This window comes from Lachnoclostridium sp. An181, assembly GCF_002160325.1.
Classification (GTDB): domain Bacteria; phylum Bacillota; class Clostridia; order Lachnospirales; family Lachnospiraceae; genus An181.
The window spans coordinates 198,386-224,700 of record NZ_NFKJ01000001.1; the positions used below are offsets into that span (position 1 = coordinate 198,386).

General features: G+C 43.9%; 22 protein-coding genes. 1 reads left to right on the forward strand and 21 read right to left on the reverse strand.

What is annotated here, in order from left to right; all coding sequences use genetic code 11:
- Nucleotides 1-44: 44 nt before the first annotated feature.
- From dnaK to argC, 18 genes are all read right to left on the reverse strand, one after another.
- Complete coding sequence (dnaK, locus tag B5F18_RS00940) at nucleotides 45-1,913, reverse strand: molecular chaperone DnaK (RefSeq protein WP_087155786.1); 1,869 nt, start codon at nucleotides 1,911-1,913, stop codon at nucleotides 45-47.
- Between the two features lie 42 nt (nucleotides 1,914-1,955).
- Nucleotides 1,956-2,591: a nucleotide exchange factor GrpE gene (gene grpE / locus B5F18_RS00945; protein WP_087155835.1), complete on the reverse strand. Its 636-nt coding sequence runs from the start codon at nucleotides 2,589-2,591 to the stop codon at nucleotides 1,956-1,958.
- Nucleotides 2,592-2,618: 27 nt separating this feature from the next.
- Nucleotides 2,619-3,662 (reverse strand): heat-inducible transcriptional repressor HrcA, encoded by a 1,044-nt coding sequence (gene hrcA, locus B5F18_RS00950; protein WP_087155787.1) that lies wholly within the window; start codon nucleotides 3,660-3,662, stop codon nucleotides 2,619-2,621.
- A gap of 234 nt (nucleotides 3,663-3,896) precedes the next feature.
- Nucleotides 3,897-5,180: a cation:proton antiporter gene (locus B5F18_RS00955; RefSeq protein WP_087155788.1), complete on the reverse strand. Its 1,284-nt coding sequence runs from the start codon at nucleotides 5,178-5,180 to the stop codon at nucleotides 3,897-3,899.
- A 139-nt stretch (nucleotides 5,181-5,319) separates the two neighbouring features.
- Nucleotides 5,320-6,477 carry a radical SAM family heme chaperone HemW gene (gene hemW / locus B5F18_RS00960; protein WP_087155789.1) on the reverse strand — a complete coding sequence of 386 codons (1,158 nt, stop codon included), beginning with the start codon at nucleotides 6,475-6,477 and terminating at the stop codon, nucleotides 5,320-5,322.
- Complete coding sequence (locus B5F18_RS00965) at nucleotides 6,474-7,559, reverse strand: DUF3810 domain-containing protein (RefSeq protein ID WP_087155790.1); 1,086 nt, start codon at nucleotides 7,557-7,559, stop codon at nucleotides 6,474-6,476. Before B5F18_RS00965 ends, hemW begins: the two co-directional genes overlap by 4 nt.
- A gap of 86 nt (nucleotides 7,560-7,645) precedes the next feature.
- Nucleotides 7,646-9,460, reverse strand: coding sequence for a translation elongation factor 4 (gene lepA, locus B5F18_RS00970; RefSeq protein ID WP_087155791.1), 1,815 nt, complete (start codon nucleotides 9,458-9,460; stop codon nucleotides 7,646-7,648).
- Between the two features lie 66 nt (nucleotides 9,461-9,526).
- Complete coding sequence (gene holA, locus B5F18_RS00975; RefSeq protein WP_087155792.1) at nucleotides 9,527-10,519, reverse strand: DNA polymerase III subunit delta; 993 nt, start codon at nucleotides 10,517-10,519, stop codon at nucleotides 9,527-9,529.
- Between the two features lie 55 nt (nucleotides 10,520-10,574).
- A complete protein-coding gene (locus tag B5F18_RS00980; protein ID WP_087155793.1) occupies nucleotides 10,575-12,764 on the reverse strand; it encodes a DNA internalization-related competence protein ComEC/Rec2 in 2,190 nt (729 codons plus the stop codon).
- Nucleotides 12,761-13,693: a GerMN domain-containing protein gene (locus tag B5F18_RS00985; RefSeq protein ID WP_087155794.1), complete on the reverse strand. Its 933-nt coding sequence runs from the start codon at nucleotides 13,691-13,693 to the stop codon at nucleotides 12,761-12,763. Before B5F18_RS00985 ends, B5F18_RS00980 begins: the two co-directional genes overlap by 4 nt.
- A 15-nt stretch (nucleotides 13,694-13,708) precedes the next feature.
- Nucleotides 13,709-15,178: a sensor histidine kinase gene (locus B5F18_RS00990; protein ID WP_087155795.1), complete on the reverse strand. Its 1,470-nt coding sequence runs from the start codon at nucleotides 15,176-15,178 to the stop codon at nucleotides 13,709-13,711.
- Nucleotides 15,135-15,824, reverse strand: a complete 690-nt coding sequence (locus B5F18_RS00995; protein WP_087155796.1) for a response regulator transcription factor — start codon at nucleotides 15,822-15,824, stop codon at nucleotides 15,135-15,137. The genes B5F18_RS00990 and B5F18_RS00995 overlap by 44 nt, the downstream gene beginning before the upstream one ends.
- A gap of 92 nt (nucleotides 15,825-15,916) precedes the next feature.
- Nucleotides 15,917-16,432 (reverse strand): SLBB domain-containing protein, encoded by a 516-nt coding sequence (locus B5F18_RS01000; RefSeq protein WP_242955768.1) that lies wholly within the window; start codon nucleotides 16,430-16,432, stop codon nucleotides 15,917-15,919.
- A gap of 108 nt (nucleotides 16,433-16,540) precedes the next feature.
- Nucleotides 16,541-16,972 carry a DMT family transporter gene (locus B5F18_RS01005; RefSeq protein ID WP_087155797.1) on the reverse strand — a complete coding sequence of 144 codons (432 nt, stop codon included), beginning with the start codon at nucleotides 16,970-16,972 and terminating at the stop codon, nucleotides 16,541-16,543.
- Nucleotides 16,973-17,025: 53 nt separating this feature from the next.
- Nucleotides 17,026-18,219: an aspartate aminotransferase family protein gene (locus B5F18_RS01010; protein ID WP_087155836.1), complete on the reverse strand. Its 1,194-nt coding sequence runs from the start codon at nucleotides 18,217-18,219 to the stop codon at nucleotides 17,026-17,028.
- A complete protein-coding gene (argB, locus tag B5F18_RS01015) occupies nucleotides 18,209-19,108 on the reverse strand; it encodes an acetylglutamate kinase (protein ID WP_087155798.1) in 900 nt (299 codons plus the stop codon). The genes B5F18_RS01010 and argB overlap by 11 nt, the downstream gene beginning before the upstream one ends.
- A 13-nt stretch (nucleotides 19,109-19,121) precedes the next feature.
- Entirely contained in the window at nucleotides 19,122-20,348 is a 1,227-nt protein-coding gene (argJ, locus tag B5F18_RS01020) for a bifunctional glutamate N-acetyltransferase/amino-acid acetyltransferase ArgJ (protein ID WP_330394074.1), read from the reverse strand.
- An 84-nt stretch (nucleotides 20,349-20,432) separates the two neighbouring features.
- Nucleotides 20,433-21,473: an N-acetyl-gamma-glutamyl-phosphate reductase gene (gene argC / locus B5F18_RS01025; protein ID WP_087155799.1), complete on the reverse strand. Its 1,041-nt coding sequence runs from the start codon at nucleotides 21,471-21,473 to the stop codon at nucleotides 20,433-20,435.
- Nucleotides 21,474-21,713: 240 nt separating this feature from the next.
- Between argC and B5F18_RS01030 the strand changes: the two genes are divergently transcribed.
- Nucleotides 21,714-22,943 carry an argininosuccinate synthase gene (locus B5F18_RS01030; protein WP_087155800.1) on the forward strand — a complete coding sequence of 410 codons (1,230 nt, stop codon included), beginning with the start codon at nucleotides 21,714-21,716 and terminating at the stop codon, nucleotides 22,941-22,943.
- Nucleotides 22,944-23,060: 117 nt separating this feature from the next.
- On the opposite strand, the gene B5F18_RS01035 is transcribed toward B5F18_RS01030, so the two are convergent.
- From B5F18_RS01035 to B5F18_RS01045, 3 genes are read right to left on the reverse strand one after another with little or no spacing between them, the layout of a single operon-like run.
- Nucleotides 23,061-25,043 (reverse strand): DUF6449 domain-containing protein, encoded by a 1,983-nt coding sequence (locus B5F18_RS01035; RefSeq protein WP_087155801.1) that lies wholly within the window; start codon nucleotides 25,041-25,043, stop codon nucleotides 23,061-23,063.
- Nucleotides 25,018-25,920, reverse strand: coding sequence for an ABC transporter ATP-binding protein (locus tag B5F18_RS01040; RefSeq protein WP_087155802.1), 903 nt, complete (start codon nucleotides 25,918-25,920; stop codon nucleotides 25,018-25,020). Before B5F18_RS01040 ends, B5F18_RS01035 begins: the two co-directional genes overlap by 26 nt.
- Nucleotides 25,917-26,291, reverse strand: coding sequence for a GntR family transcriptional regulator (locus B5F18_RS01045; RefSeq protein WP_087155803.1), 375 nt, complete (start codon nucleotides 26,289-26,291; stop codon nucleotides 25,917-25,919). Before B5F18_RS01045 ends, B5F18_RS01040 begins: the two co-directional genes overlap by 4 nt.
- Nucleotides 26,292-26,315: the final 24 nt, after the last annotated feature.

A 26,315-nucleotide genomic window follows, 5' to 3' on the forward strand; every position in this document is an offset into this window, starting at 1 on the left:
GAATATTCCCTTTTTAATTTTTCAATGCCTGTAGACTCAAATGCTTACACTTCTTTGTAGTCGCCGTCTACTACATCATCTCCATTGTATCCTTCCGGCGCCGGGCCTGCCTCAGGAGTCGGCCCTGACTGAGCTCCTGCACCAGATGTCTGAGCCTGCTCATACATCTTTGTAAAAAGTTTCTGAGCACTCTCCATCAATTTTTCTTTTGCTGCTTTGATTTCTTCTACCTGTGCATCTGTCATGGATTCCGGAGTGGATTTTGCAAGCAGATCTTTCAACGACTGAACTTCTGCTTCGACTGCAGCTTTATCGTTCGCATCAATTTTATCTCCAACTTCTTTCAAGGCTTTTTCTGTCTGGAATACCATAGAATCCGCCTCATTGCGAGCATCAATAGCCTCTTTACGTTTCTTGTCCTGCGCCTCGTATTCAGCTGCTTCTTTTACCGCCTTGTCAATATCTGCATCGGACATATTGGAACCGGCTGTGATCGTGATGTGCTGCTCTTTTCCTGTTCCCAAATCTTTCGCTGATACATTTACAATACCGTTTGCATCTATATCAAAAGTTACTTCAATCTGCGGGATTCCACGTGGAGCCGGAGGGATTCCATCCAGTCTGAACTGTCCAAGAGATTTATTGTCTTTTGCAAACTGTCTTTCACCCTGTACAACATTGATATCCACTGCTGTCTGATTGTCTGCAGCTGTGGAGAAGATCTGGCTCTTCTTTGTAGGGATCGTTGTATTTCTCTCGATCAATCTTGTAGCAATACCGCCCATTGTTTCAATTGAAAGGGAAAGCGGAGTGACATCAAGAAGAAGAATATCGCCTGCACCTGCATCTCCTGCCAATTTACCACCCTGAACAGCAGCACCCAAAGCCACACATTCATCCGGGTTCAATGTCTTGGAAGGCTCTTTTCCTGTCAGTTGTTTTACTTTGTCCTGTACTGCCGGAATACGTGTGGAACCACCTACCAACAATACCTGACCTAATTCAGATGCTGTTAGACCTGCATCAGAAAGCGCTCTTTGCACTGGTTCTGCTGTCTTTTCTACCAAATCACTTGTCAGCTCATCAAATTTTGCTCTTGTCAGATTCATATCAAAGTGTTTTGGTCCTTCGGACGTTGCTGTGATGAACGGAAGATTGATATTCGTTGTTGTAGCGGAAGAAAGTTCCTTTTTCGCCTTCTCAGCCGCCTCTTTTAACCTCTGAAGAGCCATTTTATCGTTGGAAAGATCAACACCTTCTGTTCTCTTGAATTCAGCAAGCATGTAATCTGTGATTTTCTGGTCAAAATCATCTCCCCCAAGTCTGTTGTTTCCTGCTGTGGAGAGAACTTCGATGACGCCGTCTCCTATTTCGATAATGGATACGTCGAAAGTACCGCCTCCCAAATCGTATACCATGATTTTCTGCTCTTTTTCGTTGTCAAGTCCGTATGCAAGCGCTGCTGCTGTAGGCTCGTTGATAATACGCTTTACATCGAGTCCTGCAATTTTACCTGCATCTTTTGTAGCCTGACGTTGAGCGTCGTTGAAGTATGCCGGAACCGTGATTACCGCTTCGCTTACTTTTTCTCCAAGATATCCTTCTGCATCTGCTTTCAGTTTCTGAAGGATCATAGCGGAAATTTCCTGCGGGGAATACTGTTTGCCTTCAATATTTACCTTGTAGTTGCTTCCCATCTCTCTTTTGATGGAAGAAATCGTTTTTTCAGCGTTTGTGACAGCCTGGCGTTTTGCAGGTTCTCCCACAAGACGTTCTCCTGTCTTCGTAAATGCCACTACAGATGGAGTTGTTCTTGCCCCTTCTGTGTTTGTGATGACTGTCGGCTGTCCGCCTTCCATAACGGCTACACAACTGTTTGTAGTACCTAAGTCAATACCAATGATTTTACCCATAGTAATTACCTCCTAAATGATTTGAATCTATACCAAAAATGATTAGTTTGCCACTTTTACCATACTGTGCCTGATAACAGAATCACGATATGTGTATCCTTTCTGGAACTCCTCCACGATGACATTCTCACCGCTATCCTCATCCTCCACATGCATCACTGCATTGTGCAAGTCAGGATTGAACTCTGCCCCAACTGCCTCAATCGGTTTCACACCGATCTCTTCAAAAGTTGCCAGGATCTGTTTGTATATTTTATCCATGCCCTGAACAAATGCATCGTCTTTTTGTTCTTGAGGCACACCGAGAAGTCCTCTCTCAAAATTGTCCACAACCGGAAGCATCTTTACCAGGATATCCTTTGCCCCGATTTCGTACATCTGGGATTTTTCCTTTTCCGTACGTTTTCTAAAGTTATCAAACTCTGCCATCTGCCTTGTAAGCTTATCCGTGAGTTCCTCTATCTTTTCATCTTTTTTGTCTTTTTTATTCTTTTTTTTGAAGAATCCTTTTGACTCCTCTTTAGGCTCCAAAGTTTCCTCATTGTCTTCTGTGGATTTGACATCACTGTCTGCCTGAACCTTTTCTTCCTCCGCCACTTCCGGATTCTCCTCTCCCAGCTCTTTGGCAGTTCTTTTTGCCTCTTCCACGGCTTCCTTTACTCTTTCTTCTTTATTCATCTCTTTATCCAAGGGTCATCCGCCTTTCTATTCTTTCCTGTGAAATATGTTATCCAACTCGATCATCAATGTCTTTAATGTGTTCATGACATGTTCGTAGTCCATTCTCTTTGGGCCGATGATTCCAATCGTCCCCTGCATGCCCTGGCCAAGCTCATATGTGGTTGTCACAACACTGCAGTCTTTCATTGTCTGTACCGGAGTCTCACTTCCGATATAGACCTGGATTCCTTTATTGTCCTCATCAGACATGGTCTTTGTCACAAGCTCTGCCAACTGCTGTTTCTCTTCAAACGCATTGATAATCTCTTTTGCACTTTGTTTGTCGCTCAGCTCCGGATACTTAAAAATATTGGTTGCCCCGCTCGTATAAATCTCCAGATCTTCCTCCACCTGTATCACACTGCCGACCGTATCCAAAACATCACTGATGACACCGCTGTGAATCCCAGCCTGTTCTTTTAGTCTTGCGATCATACCCAGGTTGATCTCCTCCACGGACATCCCGTTCAGGCTCGTGTTCAGGAGCATATTCAACTTAAGCAAAGTCTCATTGTCAATCTCCTGTTCCACATTCACTATCTTGTTCTTGATGATATTGCCTTCCATCACAATCACTGCTACAAGCTGCCTTTCATCCACCTTGGAAAGCTGAATGAATTTTAATTTATTGCGGTTGTAGGAAGGCGCGGTGATCATAGTCGCATAATTGGTATTTGCCGCCAAAACTCTTGCAACCTGCTTTAAAAGCTGGTCCATCTTGTCTGCCTTTTCCAACATCATGTCCTTGATCTCCACGATCTGCTGTTCCTTCTCCTCCATCAGGGAATCCACATACCATCGGTACCCTTTGTCGGAGGGAACTCTTCCGGCAGAAGTATGAGGCTGTAAAATGTAACCCAAATCTTCCAAATCAGCCATCTCATTGCGGATGGTAGCAGAGCTCAAATTCAAATCCGTATATTTTGAGATCGTTCTGGATCCAACCGGTTCTCCCGTGTCCAGATACGTCTTGATGATGGCATACAGAATCTTCTTTTTGCGCTCACTTAGATTTTGTTCTGTTTTCATCCTTCAGCCCCCTTCGGCTTATTAGCACTCTTTCTTTTCGAGTGCTAACATCTTTGCTGATAATAAAATACCACTGCTGTTTCGGTTTGTCAACCACTTTATTATTTTTTTATCTATTAATTCAGAATTATTCCACTTATGAAAGAAAATCTCCAAAACAGATAAAAAAGAGACTTTCTTCCATAATATATTTGGAAGAAAGTCTCCTAATCATCTGTTCAGTCATTCTTTTTCTTACTTTGCGGTCGCATTCAGATGGTGCAGCCCTTCCCGGTATTCCTCAAACTGTTCGAAATGTTCCGAAAGCTTATCATCTACTTTCGCGGGTCCTGATGTGTCGTTTCTGAACACGATCTTGAGCAGTATCGGTGTGATAATGGTAGTCACAATAACCACCAGGACAACAGGACCGATAAATGCTCCGCTCATCAGGCCCACTGCCTGCCCTTTGCTTGCAACGATCAGGGCAACTTCGCCACGGGAAATCATGCCCACTCCAATCTGCATGCTTTCTTTACCGGAATATTTGCACAACTTTGCGCCTAAGCCGCATCCGACAACTTTACTCAAAACTGCGATCAAAAGCAGAATGACAGAGAAAAGTATGATGCTGGAACTCATCTTTGGCAATACTACTTTGATTCCAATACTTGCAAAGAAGATCGGTGATAAAAATAAGTAGGAAAGCGTGTCAAATCTGGATGACAGATACTGAGTACGCTGTGTCTTTGAAACAATGATCCCTGCAAAAAAGGCACCGGTGATATCGGCAACTCCAAACCATTGTTCCGCGACATAGGAAAGAAGAAGGCAGACAACAAATGCCATGATCGTATGTCTTTGCAATCCTTTTTCCGCGGAATCCGCCCATTTTTTATAGCATTTGTGCAGAATGACACCAAAAATTCCGATAAATACAAAGAATAAAACAATCTTTCCAAGCACGATCCAGATTTTCACAGATGTATCTGCCATACTTGTGATGATCGTCAGTGCGATGATTCCAAGAATATCATCGATAATAGCTGCTCCAAGAATGGCATTTCCCGCACGTGTCTTTAACTTTCCAATCTCTTTCAGTGTCTCCACACTGATACTTACGGATGTGGCTGTCAAAATGACGCCAATAAAAACATTCTGAAGGAATACGCTTGTCGTGGCATCCGATTCAATAATCCCGGGTTTATTAAAGAAATAGGCAACCACAAAGCCGCCGATCAAAGGTACAATCACACCAATGAGAGCGATTACAAACGATGCTTTTCCACTCTTTTTTAATTCATCAATGTCTGTCTCCAGACCTGCACAGAACATTAAGACGATGACACCGATTTCCGATAGGGAAGTGATGAAATCTGTCTCCTGCAAAATATTGAGCATTGCCGGGCCGAAAATCAGGCCTGCCAGCAGCGCTCCCACTACCTGAGGCATATGAAACCTTCTGGTCACAAGCCCCAGAACTTTTGTACTCAGCAAAATAATCGCCAAATCCAACAAAAATCCATAAGATGTCTCCATTTTACCGTCCCCCGTCTTTACTTAATTGTGAAATTGTATTTCTCATTTCATACAATTCACCACGTTGACTAGAATAGCATTATTCCACTTTTTTTTCAATATTTTTAGGTATATTACATAAGTTTTTTTCTGTTTTTTTCTATTTATTCATAAATTCCACAAAAACATAATTACTTATATCAATTCCAAAATCTGTAAGGGAAAAATTTTCTCCTTTTTCTTTCAGAAGACCCTGCTTTTTCAGTTTTGCAATTTCCTTCCCGTAAACCTCGTCCAGAGGACATCCAAAGGTCTCCTGAAATTTCGCTGCCGAGATCCCTTTCTGCATCCGAAGTCCTAAAAACATAAACTCTTCCATCTCCTGGGACATATCAAGAATTTCCCTCTCGCTGACCATTTTTTCAAAGGACCGCTCCTTTGCATATGCCAAATATTGATCTATCTTTCTGATGTTGGAAAATCTCTCTTTTCCAAGAAAACTTGCAGCCCCGATTCCAACCCCAATATACTCTTTTCTCTCCCAATAACCGATGTTGTGTCTGCATGCGAACCCATCTTTTGCATAATTGGATATTTCATACCGTTCATACCCGTATTTTTCCAAAATTTCTTTTGTTCGTTTGTACATTGCACGCTCTTCCTCCTCGGAAGGCAGATCACGCTCCTTTGGTTTTCCGTCCCCGTATTTTTCGTAAAAAGGAGTCCCCTCTTCCACAATAAGGCTGTAGGCAGAGATATGCTCAGGTTCCAGGCGCGCCACAATATGCAGACTTTCCTCAAAGCTTTCCCTTGTCTGCCCTGGAATTGCAGAGATCAGATCCACATTCACATTTTCAAAACCACAGGCTCTCACAGCTTTGTAGGTATCAAGGAATTCCTGAAATGTATGGATTCGTCCAAGCTTTTGCAGCTCTTCATTCTTTGCAGACTGCAAACCAATGCTGATCCTGTTCACCCCCGCTTTTTTATAACGTATCAGATTTTTATCATTCACAGTGCCGGGATTCATTTCCATCGTAATCTCCGCATCTTTCTCCACTCGAAAACTTCTTCTCACACACTGCAACAAGGTTTCCATTTGTTCCCCGGAAAGCAGGGAGGGCGTCCCTCCTCCAATAAAAATGGTTGACACTGTAGTGTTTTCTAATTTCTGTCCCCAAAAGGCAATCTCTAATTCCAGCGCCTTTACATATGCCTTTTTGACCGCCTCATCTGCCGGAGAAGACAGAAAATCGCAGTACGCACATTTTTTAACACAAAACGGAATATGAATATACAATTCTATCTCTCTTTTCATTGCTTTCCTACCTTTTCTGCATTCAGAACTTCGCCCACGATCAAATCCGCAGCTTTATCATAGCTCTCAATGCCTTTTTCCTGTCCATTCGCTTTTAAATAACTGTCATTTATCGATTCTGCCACTTCAGAGATCTTCCCTTCATATTTATCCCAGAATGCAGAGTTAGCCTCAAAATCCGCTTTGGCCTCTTTGCACAATTTGTTCCACATTTCCTTGTAGGCAGTCGTATCCCTTTTGTAGAGCTCATTCGTACAGTAGAGCCAGCCAAGCATTGTCCCACTGTAGCGAAACTCCTCGCTGTCCGATTTCATGCATGCCAGATACGCGATAAAATTCGCCTCCTCCTCTTTCATAAACCCTTTTAGATGGGACAATTCATGGCACATGGTAAACGGGATATTGTAATCTTCCATGTCCTGGTTATAGTTTGCCTCCACAGTAAACGGCGAATAGATGCCTGTCACATTTTGATAGGAAAGTATCTGGGAGAAACTTACGGCTTTTGGATTCGGGTAGTACCCTGATAAGGACGCATACCCTTCCCCTGCAAGCTGCATCGCGCGCACAGCCCTCTTTTCAGCGTGCTCGCCGACCACCATCCGGCCTTGCCCGTCCCTTTTTACCTGCACTGCATAGGTATTTACCTGTTCCGTCAAGATTTCACATGCCTTTTTCCATTCTTCTGTCGTATAAACCCTCACTTCTATTTGATTGCTCTTTACAAAGGAAGTCCTTGCATAATTTACTCCACATGTCCAAGTAAACAGAGTAAAAAGGAGAACTGCCAAAAGAAATATCCGGTAACACCCGGCGGCAATGGTGTAATGTCTTCTCTTTTTTCTTTGCACAATGCGGCCAATCCTGATCCCGGCCCACACAAGAGTCCAGAGAATCAGGATATAAAGCAAAAACTCTGCCGCTGAAAAGGGAAGGACAGAAAAAAGCCTCCCAATCGTCCCAACCCAGATCGGCTGTATATATTGTGCGTACCAGTCAGAAAACCAGCCCGTCTTTTTTGACAGCACAAGCCCAAAAAGATCCACGACCCATATCGTGAGGGGAATCAACCACTTTTTCATTTGTTCTCCTTTCCAGTATCAAGACAAAGGGGGCCAGCTGATGACAGACGCACCTGCATCGTCAAACGGCTTTTGCCCCCTTCCTTTTATTTATCATCCAGTTTTAATACACTCATGAATGCTTTCTGCGGAATCTCTACGTTTCCGACTTGGCGCATTCTCTTCTTTCCTTCTTTCTGCTTTTCCAAAAGTTTCTTCTTACGGGAAATATCTCCCCCGTAACATTTTGCCAGAACGTCCTTTCTCATGGCTCGGACAGTCTCTCTTGCTATAATCTTGCTGCCCACTGCTGCCTGGATCGGAATTTCAAATAACTGTCTTGGAATCTCTTCTTTCAGTTTCTCACACATTTTCCTTCCTCTCTCGTATGCAGAACCGGCAAATACGATAAAGGACAGGGCATCCACCTCTTCCTTATTGATGAGGATATCCAGTTTCACAAGCTCAGACTGTGCATACCCTTTCATCTCATAGTCAAAGGATGCATATCCTCTGGAACGCGATTTCAATGCATCAAAGAAATCATAGATGATCTCATTCAGCGGCAGATCATAATGAAGGACTGCCCTTGTCTCCTCCATATACTCCATGCCCTGATAAATGCCTCGTCTTTCCTGGCACAGATCCATGATCGCTCCGATAAACTCTGATGTCACCATGATCTCCGCCTTCACCATCGGTTCTTCCATATAGTCAATTTCCGCCGGGTCCGGAAGGTTTGACGGATTGGTAAGTTCAATCACTTCCCCGTTTGTCTTGTGTACTTTATAAATAACACTCGGAGCGGTTGTGACCAAATCCAGGTTGTACTCCCTCTCCAAACGCTCCTGGATGATTTCCAGATGGAGAAGTCCAAGGAATCCACAGCGGAAACCAAACCCCAAAGCAACCGATGTCTCCGGTTCAAACTGAAGAGCTGCATCATTCAGCTGCAGCTTTTCAAGAGCATCCCGCAAATCCGGGTATTTCGCCCCATCCGCAGGATACATTCCGCAGTAGACCATGGGATTGACCTTTTTATAACCAGGCAGAGGCGCATCGCACGGATTGTTCGCATCTGTGATCGTATCACCTACATGTGTATCCTTGACATTTTTCAGACTGGCGGTAATATAACCTACCATTCCTGCACTCAGTTCCTCACATGGAATGAACTGCCCCGCGCCAAAATATCCGACTTCCACCACTTCTGCGCTTGCGCCGGTGGCCATCATCCTGATCTTTGTCCCCTTCTTCACAGTCCCCTCTTTGATCCTGCAAAAAACGATCACACCCTTATAGGAATCGTATTTGGAATCAAAGATCAGGGCCTTCAAAGGTGCATCCGGATTCCCTGTAGGCGCCGGAATCTTTTCCACGATCTGTTCCAGCACTTCCTCTACATTAAGTCCTGTTTTCGCAGAAATCCTCGGCGCATCTTCTGCTTCGATCCCAATCACATCCTCTATCTCCGCGATCACCCTCTCCGGCTCTGCACTTGGAAGATCGATCTTGTTGATGACCGGAAATACGTCCAAGTCATGATCAAGCGCCAGATAAACATTTGCCAGCGTCTGGGCCTCAACCCCCTGCGCTGCATCCACCACAAGGATTGCCCCGTCGCACGCTGCAAGACTTCTGGACACTTCATAATTGAAATCCACATGCCCCGGTGTGTCAATGAGATTAAAAATATATTCTTGTCCGTCTTTTGCTTTATACACTGTGCGCACAGCCTGCGCTTTGATCGTAATCCCACGCTCTCTTTCCAGGTCCATATTGTCAAGCACCTGGGCCTGCATCTCTCTGCTCGTTAAAAGCCCGGTCTTTTCGATAATCCGGTCCGCCAGCGTTGATTTTCCGTGGTCGATATGTGCAATGATACAAAAATTACGAATCTTACTCTGTTCTATTCCTGCCACTTCAATTCCTCCGCTTATTGATATTCAAAACATTGTCATTATATCTTATTTTGTTTTAAAATTCTATCATTTCTTTTCTTTTTCTTTAGAAAACTCCATGATAAATAATTCCACACTCAGCGTGTCCAAAAGTCTGCCCGTTTTGACTGCCTCCTCCATGTCCGCCGCGCTTTTTAATACATATTCTATCTCTTTTGACTGAAACATTTTTGCCTGATTTTGATATTTTCCAACGGAAAACGGAGGTACTTTTATCTTCTCGGCAATCTGTCTTCTGTCCACTCCCTGAGCCATCAACTCCCGCGTCTGCAAAAGTATCCGAAACTGCCTCGTCATCAGATAGAGAATGCGCATCGGAGGCTCTTTTAACGCCAGCAGGTCATAATAGTACTGCAGCGCTTTTTTCTGGTTTTTCAGGGCAACTGCATCCACCATATCGAAAATTTTATTTTTGATCTGGGATGTACAGACGGCATCGACATCCTCCACAGTGATGGAGTCTTTGTCCATGGTATAGGAAAACAGTTTTTCCAGCTCGTTTTGAAGATTTTCCATATCCGTGCCCTCTTTTTCCAGAAAATACCTCACTGTGGGTGCAGCAATCTGCTTTCCTTCTCTCTTTACAGCACCAAGGATCCATTTTGTCAAAGTGTCGGCATCCTGTCTGGCAAGTTCTGTGATATGCCCTTTCTCCTTGATGGCTTTGTACACTCTGCCTCTTTTGTCCACCTCGTTCTCAATAAAAAGAAAGTATGTGCTGTCCGGGACTATCTTCAAATAGTCTGCGAGCTGGGGGCAGGCATTTTTCAAAAACCCCGTATTTTCCATTACGATGAATCTTCGCTCTGCAAAAAACGGCATTGTCTCGGCAATATCGATCACTTCCGCAATATTGACATCCTTCCCCTCAAAATAGGAAAAGTTCATTGTGTCCCCTTCCGGCAGCATTGCTGCCTGAAAACGCTTTTTATACTGTTTTTTCAAATATGCCTCTTCTCCGTACAAAAGATAGATATGCTGAAAATTTCCTGTCTTCAAATCTTCATTCAGTCTTTTCATAATCGGCCAACCTTCTCCTTGTCTCATCGCTATGTCACATTGTAGCATATTTCCATCAAAAAGGAAATGGAATCCCCTTCCTGCTGTAATGGTAAAGTCTGCACCCCTCTTTTGTAAACCGAACGCAGATTGCCCCCTGACTGTTTGTCACATAATATGGAATTTTTTCCTTACGCAGCCTTTCCAGCGTCTCCTCATTCGGATGACCGTACCGATTTTTTACTCCCGCAGAGATAAGCGCTGCTTTTGGCTTTAGTATTTTTAGAAAATCTGAGGATGTGGAATTTTTAGAGCCGTGATGTGCTGTTTTGAGGATGGTCGCCGGTTTTATCATGTTCTCCATTAACATTTCTCTTTCTGCCTCCTGCCCGATATCACCGGTAAACAGCATGCTCATATCCCCATATTCCATTCGAAGGACCATGGAATTTTCATTTCCATCCTTTCCCTCAAATGTTTCTTTCGGCCCTGCACACGACAAGATCATCTTTTTCCCAAGCCTTTTCCCCCAAGAGATCTTTTTTACCTCTGTCCCATATTTCCGTGCTCTCGCTGCCAGCTTTCTCATCTCTTTATCTTTCAAGGAATGGGATTCCAGGACCACCGTTTCTATCGCAATCCCTGTATGCTGCCGTTCCAACATTTCATAAATTCCGTTGATATGGTCTTCGTCTGCATGGGACAAAAACACACCGTCCACCTTACCGATTCCCAAATACTTTAAAAACGGCTCTATCCGGTATTTTCCCACTTCATCCACATCGCTGCTCCCTCCGTCCACAAGATAGCACGCTCTGTCAGGACTTTGAATCAGCGCGCAGTCCCCCTGACCAACATTGATCATTGTCACGTTCACACTTTGATGAGGGTATGGGATTCTTTTCAGGAACAACACAGATGCGCTAAACAAAAGGGCCACCCCCCATCTCTTCTCCCATTTTCTTTTTATCATCAAGTATAAAAGTGACAGTACAAGATAATAAACCAGTATTTCATGCCATCGCGGTTTTCCAAAGACAATCCGGCACCAGGGCAGATGAAGACTTGCCTCGCTTACTCTGGAATAGATCTCCAACAGCCATCCGCTTATACGAAGCCCGACACCGCTCCCTGATATCATGCAGAAAATACTTGCAAGCATCCCGTTCCCAATGACAATGGATGACCCTGGGATTGCAGCCAGATTCAAGAGAATAGAATATGTAGGAAATTCATAATAGAAATACAACGTAATGGGAAACAAGGCGATCTGGACTGCTGCCCCCATCCAGAGACTTTGGAACAGAGAACCTGCATCCGGAAAATATTCTCTGCGCATGCTGTCTCCCACATAAATCCCGATCACTGAAATGTAGGATAAAAGAAAACCTGCGTCCAGAAGATAAAGAGGCTTTGTCAATGCGGTCCACGCGGCTGCAAATCCGATTGCCGTTGGAAAATCGTATTCCCTTCCTCCAAGCGACGCTCCTATACGAAACGCCAGCATGATGACCGCCCTCGTAACAGACACTCCAAATCCGGTCAGCATCCCATAAAAAAACAAAACACCGATTCCCGCTGCCCCTGCTGCAAAAAAGGGCGTGCCAACTCTTCGCAAAAGCTCATAGAAAGAAAGGCCCACAAAGGAAACATGGAGGCCGGAAACTGCCAGAAGATGGCCGATTCCTGACTTTTGATAGATCTCTTTTTCACCTGCATCCATGGTCTTCTTTTCCCCAATCAACATAGCCGACAATGTTCCTCCATGCTTTTCACCCAGCTCATGCACAAGCATATTACTCCACTTTCTGCGAAATTGATAAAAAAACTGAGCCGCCTGATTGATCGTTTTTCTTTCTACAGATATCTTTTTTGCAAAACAGGAGAACAAAAGTCCGTCTTTCTGATAATAAAGTTTCTGGTCAAAATTCCCAGGATTTGGCGCATTTTCAAAAATTTTCGCCTCTCCCTCTACTTTGACAATATTCCCGATTTGATAATTTTGTTTTTTAGAATCATATACAATACAATTGGATGTCGGGAAAGAATCCTTCCCTTGAAAAATAGAATTGTGTTTTAGATATAACAACTTTGTCTTGTCCGTCTCTTCTATCCGGTAGATTTCTCCTCTGAGAACAATCTCGCCGGCGGGACTTTTTCTTCCAGGAAAGCCCAATGACTCCTCCCCTGAAAAAAAGAAAACAAGCCATATCCCTCGAAGAACGAGGATGAAAAGGCAGACAAGAAATACAGGCCTGCCTCTCATTTTTCTTCCTCCTCCATAATATTCTCATTTCTTGCCAACGGCTTTTCCAAAGAAATGGAGCCCTGGAATTTTTCATTCGTCTGACCGTTGACAGAAATCTGAACTTGTGCGGCTGTCCCATTGTCTATGATGGAGTTGACTATAGAATAGATCGTGACCGCCGGCTCCACTTCATAGACAGAATCCAGGAATGTCTGATCCAGGTTTACATAACAAATACCGTCTTTTACAGACACGCCCAAAATACGCATTTCTGATGGAAGGATCTTTTTCTCCGATTTTCCTGAAGGTCCCTTTATAAGCCTCTCCAAAATAAGCTTTTCCAGAGACATATTACTGTTGTACCGGACATTTACTTTTTCTTTTACCAGCTTTTTCCCGGAGCTGTCACCAAAATAGAGCACCAGCTCTTTCTGTTGATATGTGTGGATATCCGCACCGGAACTCTGAACAAAATCGTCCGCATACATGATCCCCTGGATACTGCCATTCTTTTTCTGCAGCGGTTTTCCATCCACCCAGAATTCCACACCATCAATCCCGTTTATTTGTGTGAATGAAAGTACGAGCGCCTCTTTCATGAGAACCTCCTGGGATGCGCTCATCTTCTGATATTTCTTTGAGAAATCCAGTTTCAATATTTTCCCCTGAAGTTTTATCTCGTTAACTTTTACTCCCTCCGGAACAGCAGAATAGTATTTCGCCCCATCCGGAACATGCAACAACTGTTCCATCATCTCATCGGCTTCTTCCACTGCCTCTGTGCCTTCAAGTGTATATCCCACTTTTTCAAGCGACATTTCTTTGGCGTTTATAAAATACAAATGGTTTTTATAATCTTCAACTTTTTTCCCTTGTGCACATCCAGCTCCTGTCATCGCCATGCACAGGATAAGAATGGACGCACACCATCGATACAATTTCTTCATATCTTCCTTCTTTCTCTACGCTACGTATGTCAACGGAATCCTGACTGTGAACGTTGTACCTTCTCCCGGCTCGCTGTATACTTTGATCGCTCCCCGGTGCATAATAACTGCGCCCCTTGCAATGGCAAGCCCAAGGCCTGTGCCGCCGATTTCTCTTGAATGGGATTTATCCACCCGGTAAAACCTCTCAAAAATATGGTCAATGGCGTCCTCTGGAATTCCAATCCCGGAATCTTCCACCTTCAAGTAAAAATACTTGTGATCTGCGTTTAGGGAAACGTGGACAAATCCATTTTCCTTATTGTACTTGATTGCATTTTCCACAAGATTTGTCACTGCCTGAGAAAACTTCATTTCATCCACCTCTGCACTCACAGGTCGAAAACTTTCCAAGACAAGTTCAATATTCGCCTTTGCAGCAATCGGCTGAAGTCTTTTTAAACATTTTTCCACAAGCTCATTGATATTTTCCGATGTGACATTCATGGTATTTGCGGATGTCTTATCCATCTTCACAAGGGAGAGAAGGTCATTGATGATTTTATCCTCCCTCTCAATCTCCTCGGTAATGTCTTCCATAAACTCTTTGTACAGTTCTGCCGGCACATCACCTTGTGCCAAAAGAGAATCTGCCAGCACTTTCATAGATGTCAGCGGTGTTTTCAGCTCATGGGATACGTTGGAGACAAACTCCTGTCTTGAATCATCCACCTTTTTCCAGCGCACAAGCATCTTGTTTACTGACTCAGAAATCTTCTCTGTCTCCGAATATTGATTCTCTTCAATTTTTCCAGAGTCATATCCCTCCGTCACAGCGTCAATGGCATCGGAAAGCCTGTGGAACGGTCGCATCATTTTCCCTGAACAAAATGCAACTACGATAAGCAGGATCAGTACGATCGTCATAAGCATGATATTTGCCTTCTCTCTGTAAACCTCCAATGAATCCGCAATGCTGTCTGTGGACACACTGGCCAATATGACTCCCAGAACATTCTGTGCCTCCTGATCCATCACCGGAACCGTCACTTCGATGTATTGATTCTTTCCATCGTAATGGCTCGTCCCTTTTCCCTTAAAACATTCAATAATACTTTGAGAGGCAAGAATCTTTCTCTCATCCATATCGTATGTATCCTTGATGATCTCAAACTGGCCGTCCACGATCATGACACGCCCGGAATATATATTGGACAACTGCGTTAACTCTGCATCCACCACTTCTGAGGTCTTTCCTTCCAGATACCCGCTGCTTATAAGCTGGTTTCCCAGAATCGTACACTGATTCTGGATCTGTGCCGATTTCTCAGCCACAGAACGTTCTTCATAATTGCCAAGCAGCACGATCCTCAAAATCATACACGGAATAATCCCCACGGCAAGCGCCATGAGGATTATCCGAAAACGAAGGCTTTTAAAAAAACTGTTTTTTATCTTCCATTTAGCCCCTAAAATAGTAACCAACCCCCCACTTTGTATGTACATATTTCGGGTCGCTTGGATTGACCTCAATCTTTTCTCTAAGTCTTCTGATATGTACGTCCACGGTCCTTGCATCGCCCGGATACTCATATCCCCAGACAATGTTCAGAAGATTTTCCCTGCTGTACACCTTATTCGGGTTTGTCGCCAAAAGTTCCAAAAGGTCAAACTCTTTTGCAGTCAGGTTCATCTCTTTTTCTCCTATGAACACTCTCCTGCTCTCACAGTCAATCTTCATATCTCCTTTTTGGATCATCCGGTTTTCCTTGTCTTCCTTAGCCCCTTTGCCGGCTCTTCTCATAATAGCCTTTATCCTCGCCTTGACCTCCAGAATATTGAATGGTTTTGTGATATAGTCATCCGCCCCATATTCCAGTCCGAGAATTTTATCCATGTCATCTCCCTTTGCAGTCAGCATAATGATCGGGACATCGGAATACTCTCTGATATTCTGACAAACCTCAAACCCATCATGTTTCGGGAGCATCACGTCCAAAAGAATCAGATCGTAGGTATTCTGCTTTGCGAGTGTCATTGCCTCCTCACCGTCATAGGCACAGTCCACACTCATTCCGTCCTGCTCAAGGCTGAAACGGATTCCTTTTACAATCAATTTTTCATCGTCAACCACCAAAACTCTTTTGCTCATAGCTTTTCTCCCCGTTATACTTTTATTTTATCTTTGATTTTCTGAAATACCCCTTCTTTGATTCCCTCTATCTGCATGATCTCTTCGATATTTTAGAATCCGCCGTGCTCCTCCCTATAATTGATGATGCTTTTGGCTTTTGCATCTCCGATCCCCGGAAGGGTCTTCAGCTCCTCCAAATCCGCGGTATTCAGATTTACACTGTCATCGTCCTCTTGCCCGCCTTTTCCTGAGTATGCCTTTTGGGATGCCTCCTCCTTGGACGGAATATAAATCTGCTCTCCATCCTCTACTTTCTTTGCAAGGTTTACGGATTCTTCCGCTGCATTTTCTTGAAATCCCGACGCAAACTGCACTGCATCAGAAACTCTGGCATCAGAAGGCAGTTCATAAACCCCCGGATTTTTCACACACCCGCACACATAGACAACAATAGTTTCCTCTTGCTCCTCTTCCTTTTCCTGTTTGTCATCGGAATCTTGCAGCGACTCCTCCGATATTCTCTCCAAAGACTCCTCTTCTTTCTGGCATCCTGCCATGGACAGCAAAAAAAGAAACATGGCGCAAAACGCAAATACATAGACAAATTTTCTTCTTTTTCCTTGCATAAATCCTCCTTACGGTCTACCGTAATCCCCTCTATGCAGGATACCATCATTTTACCGAATCTGATTTTAAATTACAATGACATTTTCACAATTTTCTAATATTGCACACTATTTCCACTGGAAAATGGCCACTCCCACAAGGGCAAGCAGCATTCCCCCTGCCTTTATCCAGTTGAACGGCTGTTTCTCCACTCCGAATATCCCGAGAAGCTCAATGACATAGGCCACGATAAGCTGGGCGATCACGATCAGAAGTGCTGCCTTAGCAGGCCCCAACTGTTCCATACTCTTGATAACAGTCCACGTGATCCCGGCACCGATGATGCCTCCAAGCAGCATGTACTTTGGCTCCACTTTCCAAAGAGCGGATATCGCAGGTCTCCCTGTACAAAACCAGACAGCCGCACAGAGGAGGAATGCGCTCAACTGTACCCACGCATTACTCACCCAAATGCCGGCTGTCTTGGTCACCTGTGTATTAAATACTCCCTGTACACTCATCAGAGCACCTGACAAAAGTGCAATAATCCATCCTGCCATTTGTTTTTACCTCCTAAAATTTCTTTTAGGAAGTATGTGCACTTTTCTCCTTTTTATGCTTCCAGCGCTTTTTTCAGCTTTTCGATCATCTCGTCTACGTGTTCTTTTTCTATGACAAGAGGCGGAATCAGACGGATTGCATCATCGCCTGCCCCAATCACGAGCAGTCCCTCCCCAAGCGCTCTCATCGTTGTCTCCTTAACTTGCTTTGTAATCTTGACCGCCTGCAAAAGGCCGACTCCCCTTCTCCCTGTCACAAACGGGCATTCTTCCTTCAATTTATCCAGTTTCTCCTCCAAATACACGGAAATTTCTTTTACATGGTCAGGCAGATTCTTTTTCTCAAAAATCTTTGCAACCGCACTCACCGCCGTGCAGGCAAGCGGGCCTCCTCCGTACGTGCTGCCATGATCCCCAGGTGAAAGAGAATATTTTGCCACTTTCTCTGTCAGTGCAAAAGCTCCCACCGGAATTCCATTGCCGATCGCCTTTGCCATTGTCAAAATGTCCGGTCTTGCCTTGTATCCCTGCCATGCGAAATAGTTTCCTGTCCTTCCCATGCCGCACTGCACTTCATCGCAGATCATGAGAATGTCATTCTCATCACACAGCTTTCGTATACCCTTTACGAACTCCTCTTTTGCCGGATACACCCCGCCTTCCCCCTGCACCGGTTCGAATATAATGGCCAGAGTCTTTTCATTGACCAGCGCTCTTACGCTGTCAAGATCATTGAATGCGGCAAATTTTACACCCGCAAGCAAGGGCTCAAAAGGAGTACGGTATGCATCGTGTCCTGTCACGGAAAGCGCCCCGAAACTCCTTCCGTGGAACGATTCTTTCATGGCAATGAACTCATATCTTCCACTCTTTTTTTCAAAACCATATTTTCTCGCAGCCTTTAAGGCTCCTTCCACAGCCTCCCCTCCGCTGTTTGTAAAAAAAAGTCTGTCCATACCGCAAAGTTTTAAAAGCCTCTCTGCTGCCTCTTTTTGTGCTGTATGATAGAAAAGATTGGAGGTATGCAAAATATTGTCTATCTGTGCTTTCAATTTTTTGTTCAGCTCTTTGTTCCCGTACCCAAGGGAAGACACCGCATATCCGGATGTAAAATCCAGATATTTGTTTCCTTCCTCATCGTACAAGTACACTCCCTCACCCTTTTTCACCACAATCGGAAATGGATTGTATGTGTGCACAAGATGGCTCTGCGTTTCTTCCATATATTGTTTTTCTTTATTCTCCATGCTCATCCCTGCTTTCCTCATCTTTGAAAATAGCTGTCCCGATTCCTTTGTTCGTGAAAATTTCCAAAAGGAGACAGTGTGGAATCCTGCCGTCCAGAATATGCACTTTCTTCACTCCGTTTTCTATAGCATCTATGCAGTTTTGGAGTTTTGGCAGCATTCCTCCGCCCACATATCCTTCATCAATGAGCGATCTTGCCTCTTTTACTGTCATAGCGGAAATTCTTGTGGAAGAATCGTTTGGATTTTTGTACACGCCTTCAATATCTGTCAAAAAGGCAAGCTTTTCTGCGCCAATGGCTCTTGCAATGGCATCCGCCGCATCGTCCGCATTGATATTATATGTATGGTACTCATCGTCCAGTCCTACCGGACAAATGATCGGGAGGAAATCCTTTTCCAAAAGATCCTGTACTACCTGAATATTCACCTGCTTAATCTTGCCCACATAGCCGATATCTGCACCGTCCGCATACTTTTTTTCCACCCGAAGAAGTCCTCCGTCCTTTCCGCTGATGCCGATAGCCCGCACACCAAGCTCTTCAACAAGACGCACAAGACTTTTGTTGACCCGGTTTAATACCATCTCAGCTACTTCCATCGTCTCCTCATCTGTCACGCGAAGTCCTTTTATAAATTTAGGCTCCATGCCAATCTTTCCGACCCAGCGGCTGATCTCCTTTCCTCCGCCGTGCACAATGATCGGTTTAAATCCTACCAGTTTTAACAGTGTGACATCCTGAATAACCCGCCTTTTTAAGGTTTCATCTATCATAGCGCTGCCACCGTACTTAACAACAATGATCTTCCTGTTAAATTTCTGGATGTAAGGCAGCGCCTCGATGAGAACCTCGGCCTTGTCCAGATATTTTTGCATTTCATCCCCCATTGGTACGCCTCCTTTATGAACGGTAATCCGCATTGATTTCAATGTATCCGTGAGTCAGATCACATCCCCATGCAGTTCCTTTTGCCTCTCCAAGGTGAAGATCCGTGATCGCCTTTACTTCTTTTTCTGAAAGGATTTTTGTCGCTTTTTCTTCACTGTAATCTATCGCAACCCCATTTGCAATGATCTGGATTTTTCCCGCTTTGCTCTCAAAGTACAAATCCACTTTCTCAGGGTCAAAGTCCACACCTGCATAGCCCATGGCGCAGAGGATCCTGCCCCAGTTGGCATCGTGCCCTGCGATTGCGGTTTTTGTAAGGTTGGAGCACACAATGGATTTAGCAAGTGTCTGCGCCTGCTTTTTATCCTGCGCCCCCACAACTTCTACTTCAAAGAGAGCTGTTGCTCCTTCCCCGTCCCCGGCGATTTTTTTCGCCAGATACGTGTTTACCATGTGGAGCGCTTTCACAAATATTTCGTATTCTTCTGTTCCCTCCTTGATCTCCTCATTTTCTGCCAGCCCGTTTGCCAGAAGAATGACAGTATCATTGGTGGAGGTATCTCCGTCCACGGAGATCATATTGTATGTATCCTTGATGTCCTCTCCCAGAGCCTTTTGAAGTGCTGTTTTTGAGATTTTTGCATCTGTTGTCAAAAATGCAAGCATGGTGCACATGTTCGGGTGGATCATGCCGGAGCCTTTTGCCATGCCGCCAAGAGTCACCTTCACACCTTGGATTTCAAATTCCACTGCCATCTCTTTTTCGCAGGTGTCCGTTGTCTTAATCGCCATTGCTGCCTTTGTCCCGCTCTCCACGGAATGAGCTTTTTTCTTTGCAAGCTCTTCTATCCCTGCGGTGAGTTTACCCACTGGCATCTGTTTTCCGATGACTCCTGTGGATCCAATGAGCACATCCTCCTCACTTATTTTCAGTGCTGCTGCTGCGGCGGCCGCCGTCTTCTCACAGCAGTCCATGCCTTCTTTTCCGGTACATGCGTTGGCAATACCGGAATTGACAATAATTGCGGATGCCTCTCCCCTCTCGTTTATGATCTTCTGATCCCATTTGACAGGGGCTGCCTTTACGATATTTGTTGTAAAGGTGCCTGCCGCCCTGCACGGCACCTTACTGTACACAAGCGCCATGTCTTCTCTTCCTTCATATTTCAATCCGGCTGCACAGGATGCAGCCTCAAATCCCATTGCCTTTGTCACTCCGCCTTTTACGATCGTTATCATAGATGCCCTCCTTATGATTTCATAAATATAAACTTTGATTTCTATATCGCGTATGCCATCATCTTTTTCTGCCTTTCCTTTTCCTTACGGAAACATCGGAACGAACAGCAGGCCTTCTGTCTCCTCGTTTCCAAACAACAGATTCATATTCTGCACTGCCTGTCCGGCCGCCCCTTTTATAAGGTTATCCATAGCTCCCATCATAATGACGCGTCCTGTACGGTCATCCACCTTGATGTTCACATCCACATAGTTGCTGCCCTCCACCCATTTTGTCTGAGGACAGACATCTTTATTCAGCACTCTCACAAATGTTTCATCCTTATAGTATGCCCTGTACACATTCCTTATTTCTTCCTCTGTCACATTTTTTATCAAGGATGCATAGGCAGTGACAAGAATTCCCCTGTTCATGGGCACAAGATGCGGAGTAAAATTAATCTTTACATCCTTTTTTGCTGCCCCGGAAAGCTGCTCTTCAATTTCCGGCGTATGTCTGTGGGATGCCACCCCATAAGCTTTGATATTTTCATTGACCTCACAGTACAGATTATCCACCTTAGCCCCTCTTCCTGCCCCGGAAGTACCTGATTTTGCATCGATGATCACCGTGTTCATATCAATCATTCCTTCCCGGACCAGAGGATATACGGACAGAATGGAGCAGGTTGGATAACATCCCGGATTGGCGATGATTCTCGCTCCTTTTATCTTGTCCCTGTATAATTCGGGAAGTCCGTAAACTGCTTCTTTTATATAAGAAGGACAAGGATGTTTCAGCTGATACCATTCTTCATATACATCCACGTCCTTGATGCGGAAATCTGCGCTAAGATCGATCACCTTTGCTTTTGAGAGAATATCTTCATTCATAACTCTGCTGCAGTATCCCTGAGGAGTTGCCGTAAAAATGACATCCACTTTCTCTGCCAGCTCTTCCATATTGTCATCCAGACATACATCATCCACGATCTCAAACAGATTCTGATAAATATCCGAATATTTCTGATCTATATAATTTCTGGAGCCATACCAGCATATCTTTACATCTTTATGCGAAAGGAGAATTCTCACAAGCTCCCCTCCTGCATATCCGGTAGCTCCGATAATACCTGCTTTTATCATATTTTATGCCTCTTTTCTTTCTTGTTATGGACCTCTTTGTATAAGTATACATGTAACTTTCACCATCTATGATTGCATAATTATACATCTTCGTTTCTAATTATTCAAGATGTTTTTGCAGATATTAAAATTATTTTGACTTTTTCATTTTTTATATTGCATATTTATACATTCTGGTGTATAGTGTCATTAACGTCGTTTTTGACATACATAGATTTTACACATCAGGAGGTTTCTATAATGAAAGAAAAAGTTGTATTGGCATATTCCGGTGGACTGGACACAACGGCAATCATCCCTTGGCTGAAAGAAAATTTTGACTATGAAGTGATCTGCTGCTGCATTGACTGCGGACAGGAGGAAGAACTCGATGGTCTTGAAGAGCGCGCAAAACTGTCCGGAGCATCTAAGTTATATATCGAAGATATAACGGACGATTTCTGTGACAATTACATCATTCCTTGCGTACAGGCTGGAGCTGTGTATGAGAACAAGTATTTGCTCGGCACTTCCATGGCACGCCCTGGAATCGCAGCAAAACTGGTGGAGATTGCAAGAAAAGAAAACGCTACAGCTATCTGCCACGGGGCAACCGGAAAAGGCAATGACCAGATTCGTTTTGAACTTGGAATCAAGGCTCTGGCACCGGATTTAAAGATCATCGCTCCTTGGAGAATGACAGACCTTTGGACCATGCAGTCCAGGGAGGACGAGATTGCGTACTGCAAATCCCACGGCATTGACCTTCCATTTGATGCAAGTCACAGCTACAGTCGTGACCGCAACTTATGGCACATCAGCCATGAAGGTCTGGAACTCGAAGATCCTGCCAATGAGCCAAATTATGACGATCTGCTCGTTTTAAGTGTAAGTCCGGAAAAAGCACCAGATGAGGCAGAATATGTGACCATGACGTTTGAAAGCGGCGTTCCAAAGAGTATCAACGGTCAGGCTATGAAAGTTTCCGATATCATCCGCAAACTCAACAAACTTGGCGGCAAACACGGGATCGGCATCATCGACATTGTGGAAAATCGTGTTGTGGGCATGAAGTCACGCGGTATTTACGAAACTCCGGGCGGAACCATCCTGATGGAGGCACACCAGCAGCTTGAAGAGCTTGTACTTGACCGCGCTACCTATGAAGTAAAAAAAGAAATGGGCAATAAGCTGGCCCAAGTTGTATATGAAGGGAAATGGTTCACTCCGCTTCGGGAAGCCATTCAGGCTTTCGTGGAGTCCACACAGAAATATGTGACGGGTGAAGTTAAATTCAAACTGTACAAAGGCAATATTATCAAGGCAGGGACCACCTCCCCATACTCTCTGTACAGCGAATCTCTTGCAAGCTTTACGACCGGTGAACTGTATGACCACCACGATGCAGACGGTTTTATCAATCTGTTCGGACTTCCTTTAAAGGTTCGCGCTATGAAAATGGCAGAAATAAAAAAAATGAAACATCAATAAGAGCAAACCGATTTTTCGGAAAATAAATAGTTCCCGGTCGGAAGGAGCATGTTTACAATGCTGTTTTTCCAACCGGGATCATTCTTTTGCGTATTTTAAGAACGCCTTTGGTAGCCGCTATTTTAAAATATTCGCTATTTTTTCTTTATTGCAGGAAAAATAAAGTTCTCTGTTATCTTTTAATGTGACCATGATCTCCATATCATTAAAATCATGCTCTGCAAACAAAGGGTCACTTTGATAACTTAGGAGCTCCAATATCTTCTGCTGTTTCTCCACATCTGTCACTGACTCCCTGTTTCCCGGCTTGTCTGTATCCTCGTCATAAACAATAACCTCCATTTCCTTTACATCTTCCTGCAAAACAGAGGTCTGAATCTCATAACCTGCTGCCTTAAGACTTTCGAGTGTCCGTTCATTTTCCTTATATACAGGCAGCATATAAGTCTCAAACGAGTCGTCCACGATCTCCAGCCTGGCAATTGGGTTTTCTTCCATCATCTGTTCCACGGAGATATCTTTAAAATCTTTTTTGTATGCACCCAAAATGGATCTTTTCTGCTCCTGTGTGATATCCATATTCCCATAATTCTCAAGGATATCGTTTATATAAAACTCACTCTCCCTGCCCGGTTCGATCTTTTCCACTCCGAACATTTTTTCTTTGTACTCTTCGTTTTTACACATTTGTACAACAGTCTTTTTCACAGTCTCTCTGGACACATAATAGGTTCTGTATTTTGTCGTGTCTTTCTTTTCCTTATAGGCGATGATACATCTTAATTTTTCTTTCAGTTTTCCTTCAAAATACTGCTCTTTGTCCAAAGCTTTCTCTGTATTTTTTGCACCTTCTTCTGCCAACGCATAAATCGGCCCAAACGCATCTGTCATGTTAGCCTGAAGATATTTTCTGTCTGCATTTCTCACAAAAAATCCATTGTCTTCTTCCACCAAAAGTGCCATCTGACTTACCTTGTCTTTCTTTGGCAGATAACTGTCATACCCAAAAATATCCTTATAAAATGCAAAGAGAATCACCATCACTCCAAATACAGCGACTGCCGTACCAATCTTCCCGCAAACAATTTTTTTGATGTCCATATGGTACATAAATTCTATGGTCAAACATAAAAGCAAAGTTCCAAGCACAGAGATAACCGCCATCCATTTGATTGGATGCACACTGGAACTTGTCATCACAGATGCAACAGCAAGGGAGAGCGGCACAGACAAAAGCACTTTTATAAATGATCCTGTCTTTTGAAAAGCAAGTGTACTTTCCGCTGCCTCCAAAGGCCGAAACCTGTATAAAAGATACCCTACACCAATCATGATCACAGCCAGCAAAAGCACCAGCAAAAGTCTTGTCCATGAAAAAAGCCCTGACTGACAGTTCCCCACAAACTCAAAATAATTGCCAAGAGGTGAGAAAAACAGGTGGTTTCCTGTGTGGACAGAAGGCGTGTACGTGACAAAAAAAGAACAGAGTTCATCAATCACAAAAAAAAGAACCGGCACATAGCTCATGAATACGATGGCTGCTAAAACTCCCATGATAATCTTCCCTGTCAACATTACACTGACAACTGTAACCGAATAAATCAACAAAAAGTAAATGACCTGCACTGCAATTGTTCGAATCACCATATCAAAGACATCTGAAGGAAGTACAGACTTTTGGGCTGCAATTGCAATAAACATGGCATAGGATACCACAAACGGCACGACAAACATGAAAAAACTGCTCACATACGCCTTTGCATACAGCGCTCCTCTTGTCACTGGGAAACTGTGATAAAAATCTACCTTATCTTTGCTGTGCAGATAGGCAAAAGCAGAGAACGCACTCACAACTGCAATGAATGAGGCAGCTCCTGCAAAGAAAAAGTTTCCAGATCCTGCAAATTCCTCCACCCACTTTTTAAGAGACTCCACCCCATAAGCCCCTTCTGCCCCCAGTGATGCCAGCCTGTTTTCCAATTCCATCGCCCCATACACCGGATAGATACATAAAAACAGAACTGACGTAAAGGCCATCAGCCACATGCGCTGTCTGATATCATCTTTTACAAGCTTAAAAAATGAAATCTTTGATGTCATATCCCGCTACCTCCGTTTCACTAATAAAGATTTCCTCTAAAGTCAGCGGCAGCACTTCCGCAAACAGAGGATTTTCTTCCTGTATGATCTGCATGACTTTTTCCCTTCTTCCCCTTGTCACAAGAGTGAGAAGAGAACCTCTTTTTTCATGCTTTAAAATATCCAGATTTTTAAGCGCTTCTTCTTCAGAAACCGGATTTTGGAAGACACATTGTACCTTGTGCAGATTCAATTTCATCTCATCCAAATCTTTTGTAAAAAGAATTCCTCCTTTGTGAAGAAGCCCTACATGCTCGCAGATATCTTCCAATTCACGCAGATTGTGGGATGCGATCACCGGAGTAAATGGACGTTTCATCATCTCCGAGATAAAAAGACTTTTCACCGCCTGGCGCATTACAGGATCCAGACCATCAAATGTCTCGTCACAGAATAAATACTTTGTGTTGCTGTGAATCCCAAGAAGAATGGATACCTGCTTTTTCATACCTTTTGAAAAAGTGTTCATCTTCCGGTTTTTATCAATCCCAAATTCTTTTAAATTTTTTTCATACTTTGCTTTGTCGAATTTCGGATAGAACATGGCGTAATGCTCCCCCATACTCCCCGGCGTTGTGTTTGGTAAAAAATAACTTCCATCTGCCAAAAAGCAGATCAAAGATTTTCCTCCAGCATTTTCATAGACAGCCTGTCCGTCCACCAGGATCTCCCCCTCATCCTGCCTTAAAATTCCACTCAAAATACGAAACAGTGTACTTTTTCCGGCTCCATTGGAGCCGATAAGCCCGAACACTTCACCTTCCTGGATCGTGGCGTGGATATCAGAAAGCGCCTGTATATTGCCAAATTTTTTGCTGACTCCTTTGATCTCGATCATAAATCCAACCCCTCCTTCCAATTTTCCTCCATGTAAGAAATACATGCTTTCTTTGAAATTCCCATATCTTTTCCCTTTTTTATCAGATCTCGCAGATTTTCAAAAAACTCCTGTCTCTTCTGTTGCAGGACATCCTGATTGTCTGTCACAAAATTTCCTCTCCCCTTAACAGGATAAATATACCCTTGCTGCTCCAGCATGGCATACGCCTTTTGAATGGTATTCGGATTGATTGCCAATTCCACGGCCAATGCCCTGACGGACGGCATTTGACTGTCCGGCAATAGAACGCCCTTCACGATCAGCAGCTGAAATTTTTCCACAATCTGTTCATAAATCGGTTTCCTGCTCTGATAGTCGATCGTAATCAATTCTGCTCCCTTCTTTCAGTGTAT

Excerpts from the sequence above, each read along its gene's own strand:
- grpE (WP_087155835.1), bottom strand. The coding sequence starts at position 2,591 with ATGAATAAAGAAGAAAGAGTAAAGGAAGCCGTGGAAGAGGCAAAAAGA.
- dnaK (WP_087155786.1), bottom strand. The coding sequence starts at position 1,913 with ATGGGTAAAATCATTGGTATTGACTTAGGTACTACAAACAGTTGTGTA.
- B5F18_RS01030 (WP_087155800.1), top strand. The coding sequence starts at position 21,714 with ATGAAAGAAAAAGTTGTATTGGCATATTCCGGTGGACTGGACACAACG.
- argB (WP_087155798.1), bottom strand. The coding sequence starts at position 19,108 with ATGGGGGATGAAATGCAAAAATATCTGGACAAGGCCGAGGTTCTCATC.
- B5F18_RS01035 (WP_087155801.1), bottom strand. The coding sequence starts at position 25,043 with ATGACATCAAAGATTTCATTTTTTAAGCTTGTAAAAGATGATATCAGA.
- B5F18_RS00995 (WP_087155796.1), bottom strand. The coding sequence starts at position 15,824 with ATGAGCAAAAGAGTTTTGGTGGTTGACGATGAAAAATTGATTGTAAAA.
- B5F18_RS00965 (WP_087155790.1), bottom strand. The coding sequence starts at position 7,559 with ATGAAAAAGTGGTTGATTCCCCTCACGATATGGGTCGTGGATCTTTTT.
- hrcA (WP_087155787.1), bottom strand. The coding sequence starts at position 3,662 with ATGAAAACAGAACAAAATCTAAGTGAGCGCAAAAAGAAGATTCTGTAT.
- B5F18_RS00955 (WP_087155788.1), bottom strand. The coding sequence starts at position 5,180 with ATGGAGACATCTTATGGATTTTTGTTGGATTTGGCGATTATTTTGCTG.
- argJ (WP_330394074.1), bottom strand. The coding sequence starts at position 20,348 with ATGATAACGATCGTAAAAGGCGGAGTGACAAAGGCAATGGGATTTGAG.
- B5F18_RS01010 (WP_087155836.1), bottom strand. The coding sequence starts at position 18,219 with ATGGAGAATAAAGAAAAACAATATATGGAAGAAACGCAGAGCCATCTT.
- B5F18_RS00980 (WP_087155793.1), bottom strand. The coding sequence starts at position 12,764 with ATGAGAGGCAGGCCTGTATTTCTTGTCTGCCTTTTCATCCTCGTTCTT.
- B5F18_RS01005 (WP_087155797.1), bottom strand. The coding sequence starts at position 16,972 with ATGGCAGGATGGATTATTGCACTTTTGTCAGGTGCTCTGATGAGTGTA.
- B5F18_RS00985 (WP_087155794.1), bottom strand. The coding sequence starts at position 13,693 with ATGAAGAAATTGTATCGATGGTGTGCGTCCATTCTTATCCTGTGCATG.
- argC (WP_087155799.1), bottom strand. The coding sequence starts at position 21,473 with ATGATAAAAGCAGGTATTATCGGAGCTACCGGATATGCAGGAGGGGAG.
- holA (WP_087155792.1), bottom strand. The coding sequence starts at position 10,519 with ATGAAAAGACTGAATGAAGATTTGAAGACAGGAAATTTTCAGCATATC.
- B5F18_RS01000 (WP_242955768.1), bottom strand. The coding sequence starts at position 16,432 with ATGCAAGGAAAAAGAAGAAAATTTGTCTATGTATTTGCGTTTTGCGCC.
- B5F18_RS00990 (WP_087155795.1), bottom strand. The coding sequence starts at position 15,178 with ATGTACATACAAAGTGGGGGGTTGGTTACTATTTTAGGGGCTAAATGG.
- hemW (WP_087155789.1), bottom strand. The coding sequence starts at position 6,477 with ATGAAAAGAGAGATAGAATTGTATATTCATATTCCGTTTTGTGTTAAA.
- B5F18_RS01040 (WP_087155802.1), bottom strand. The coding sequence starts at position 25,920 with ATGATCGAGATCAAAGGAGTCAGCAAAAAATTTGGCAATATACAGGCG.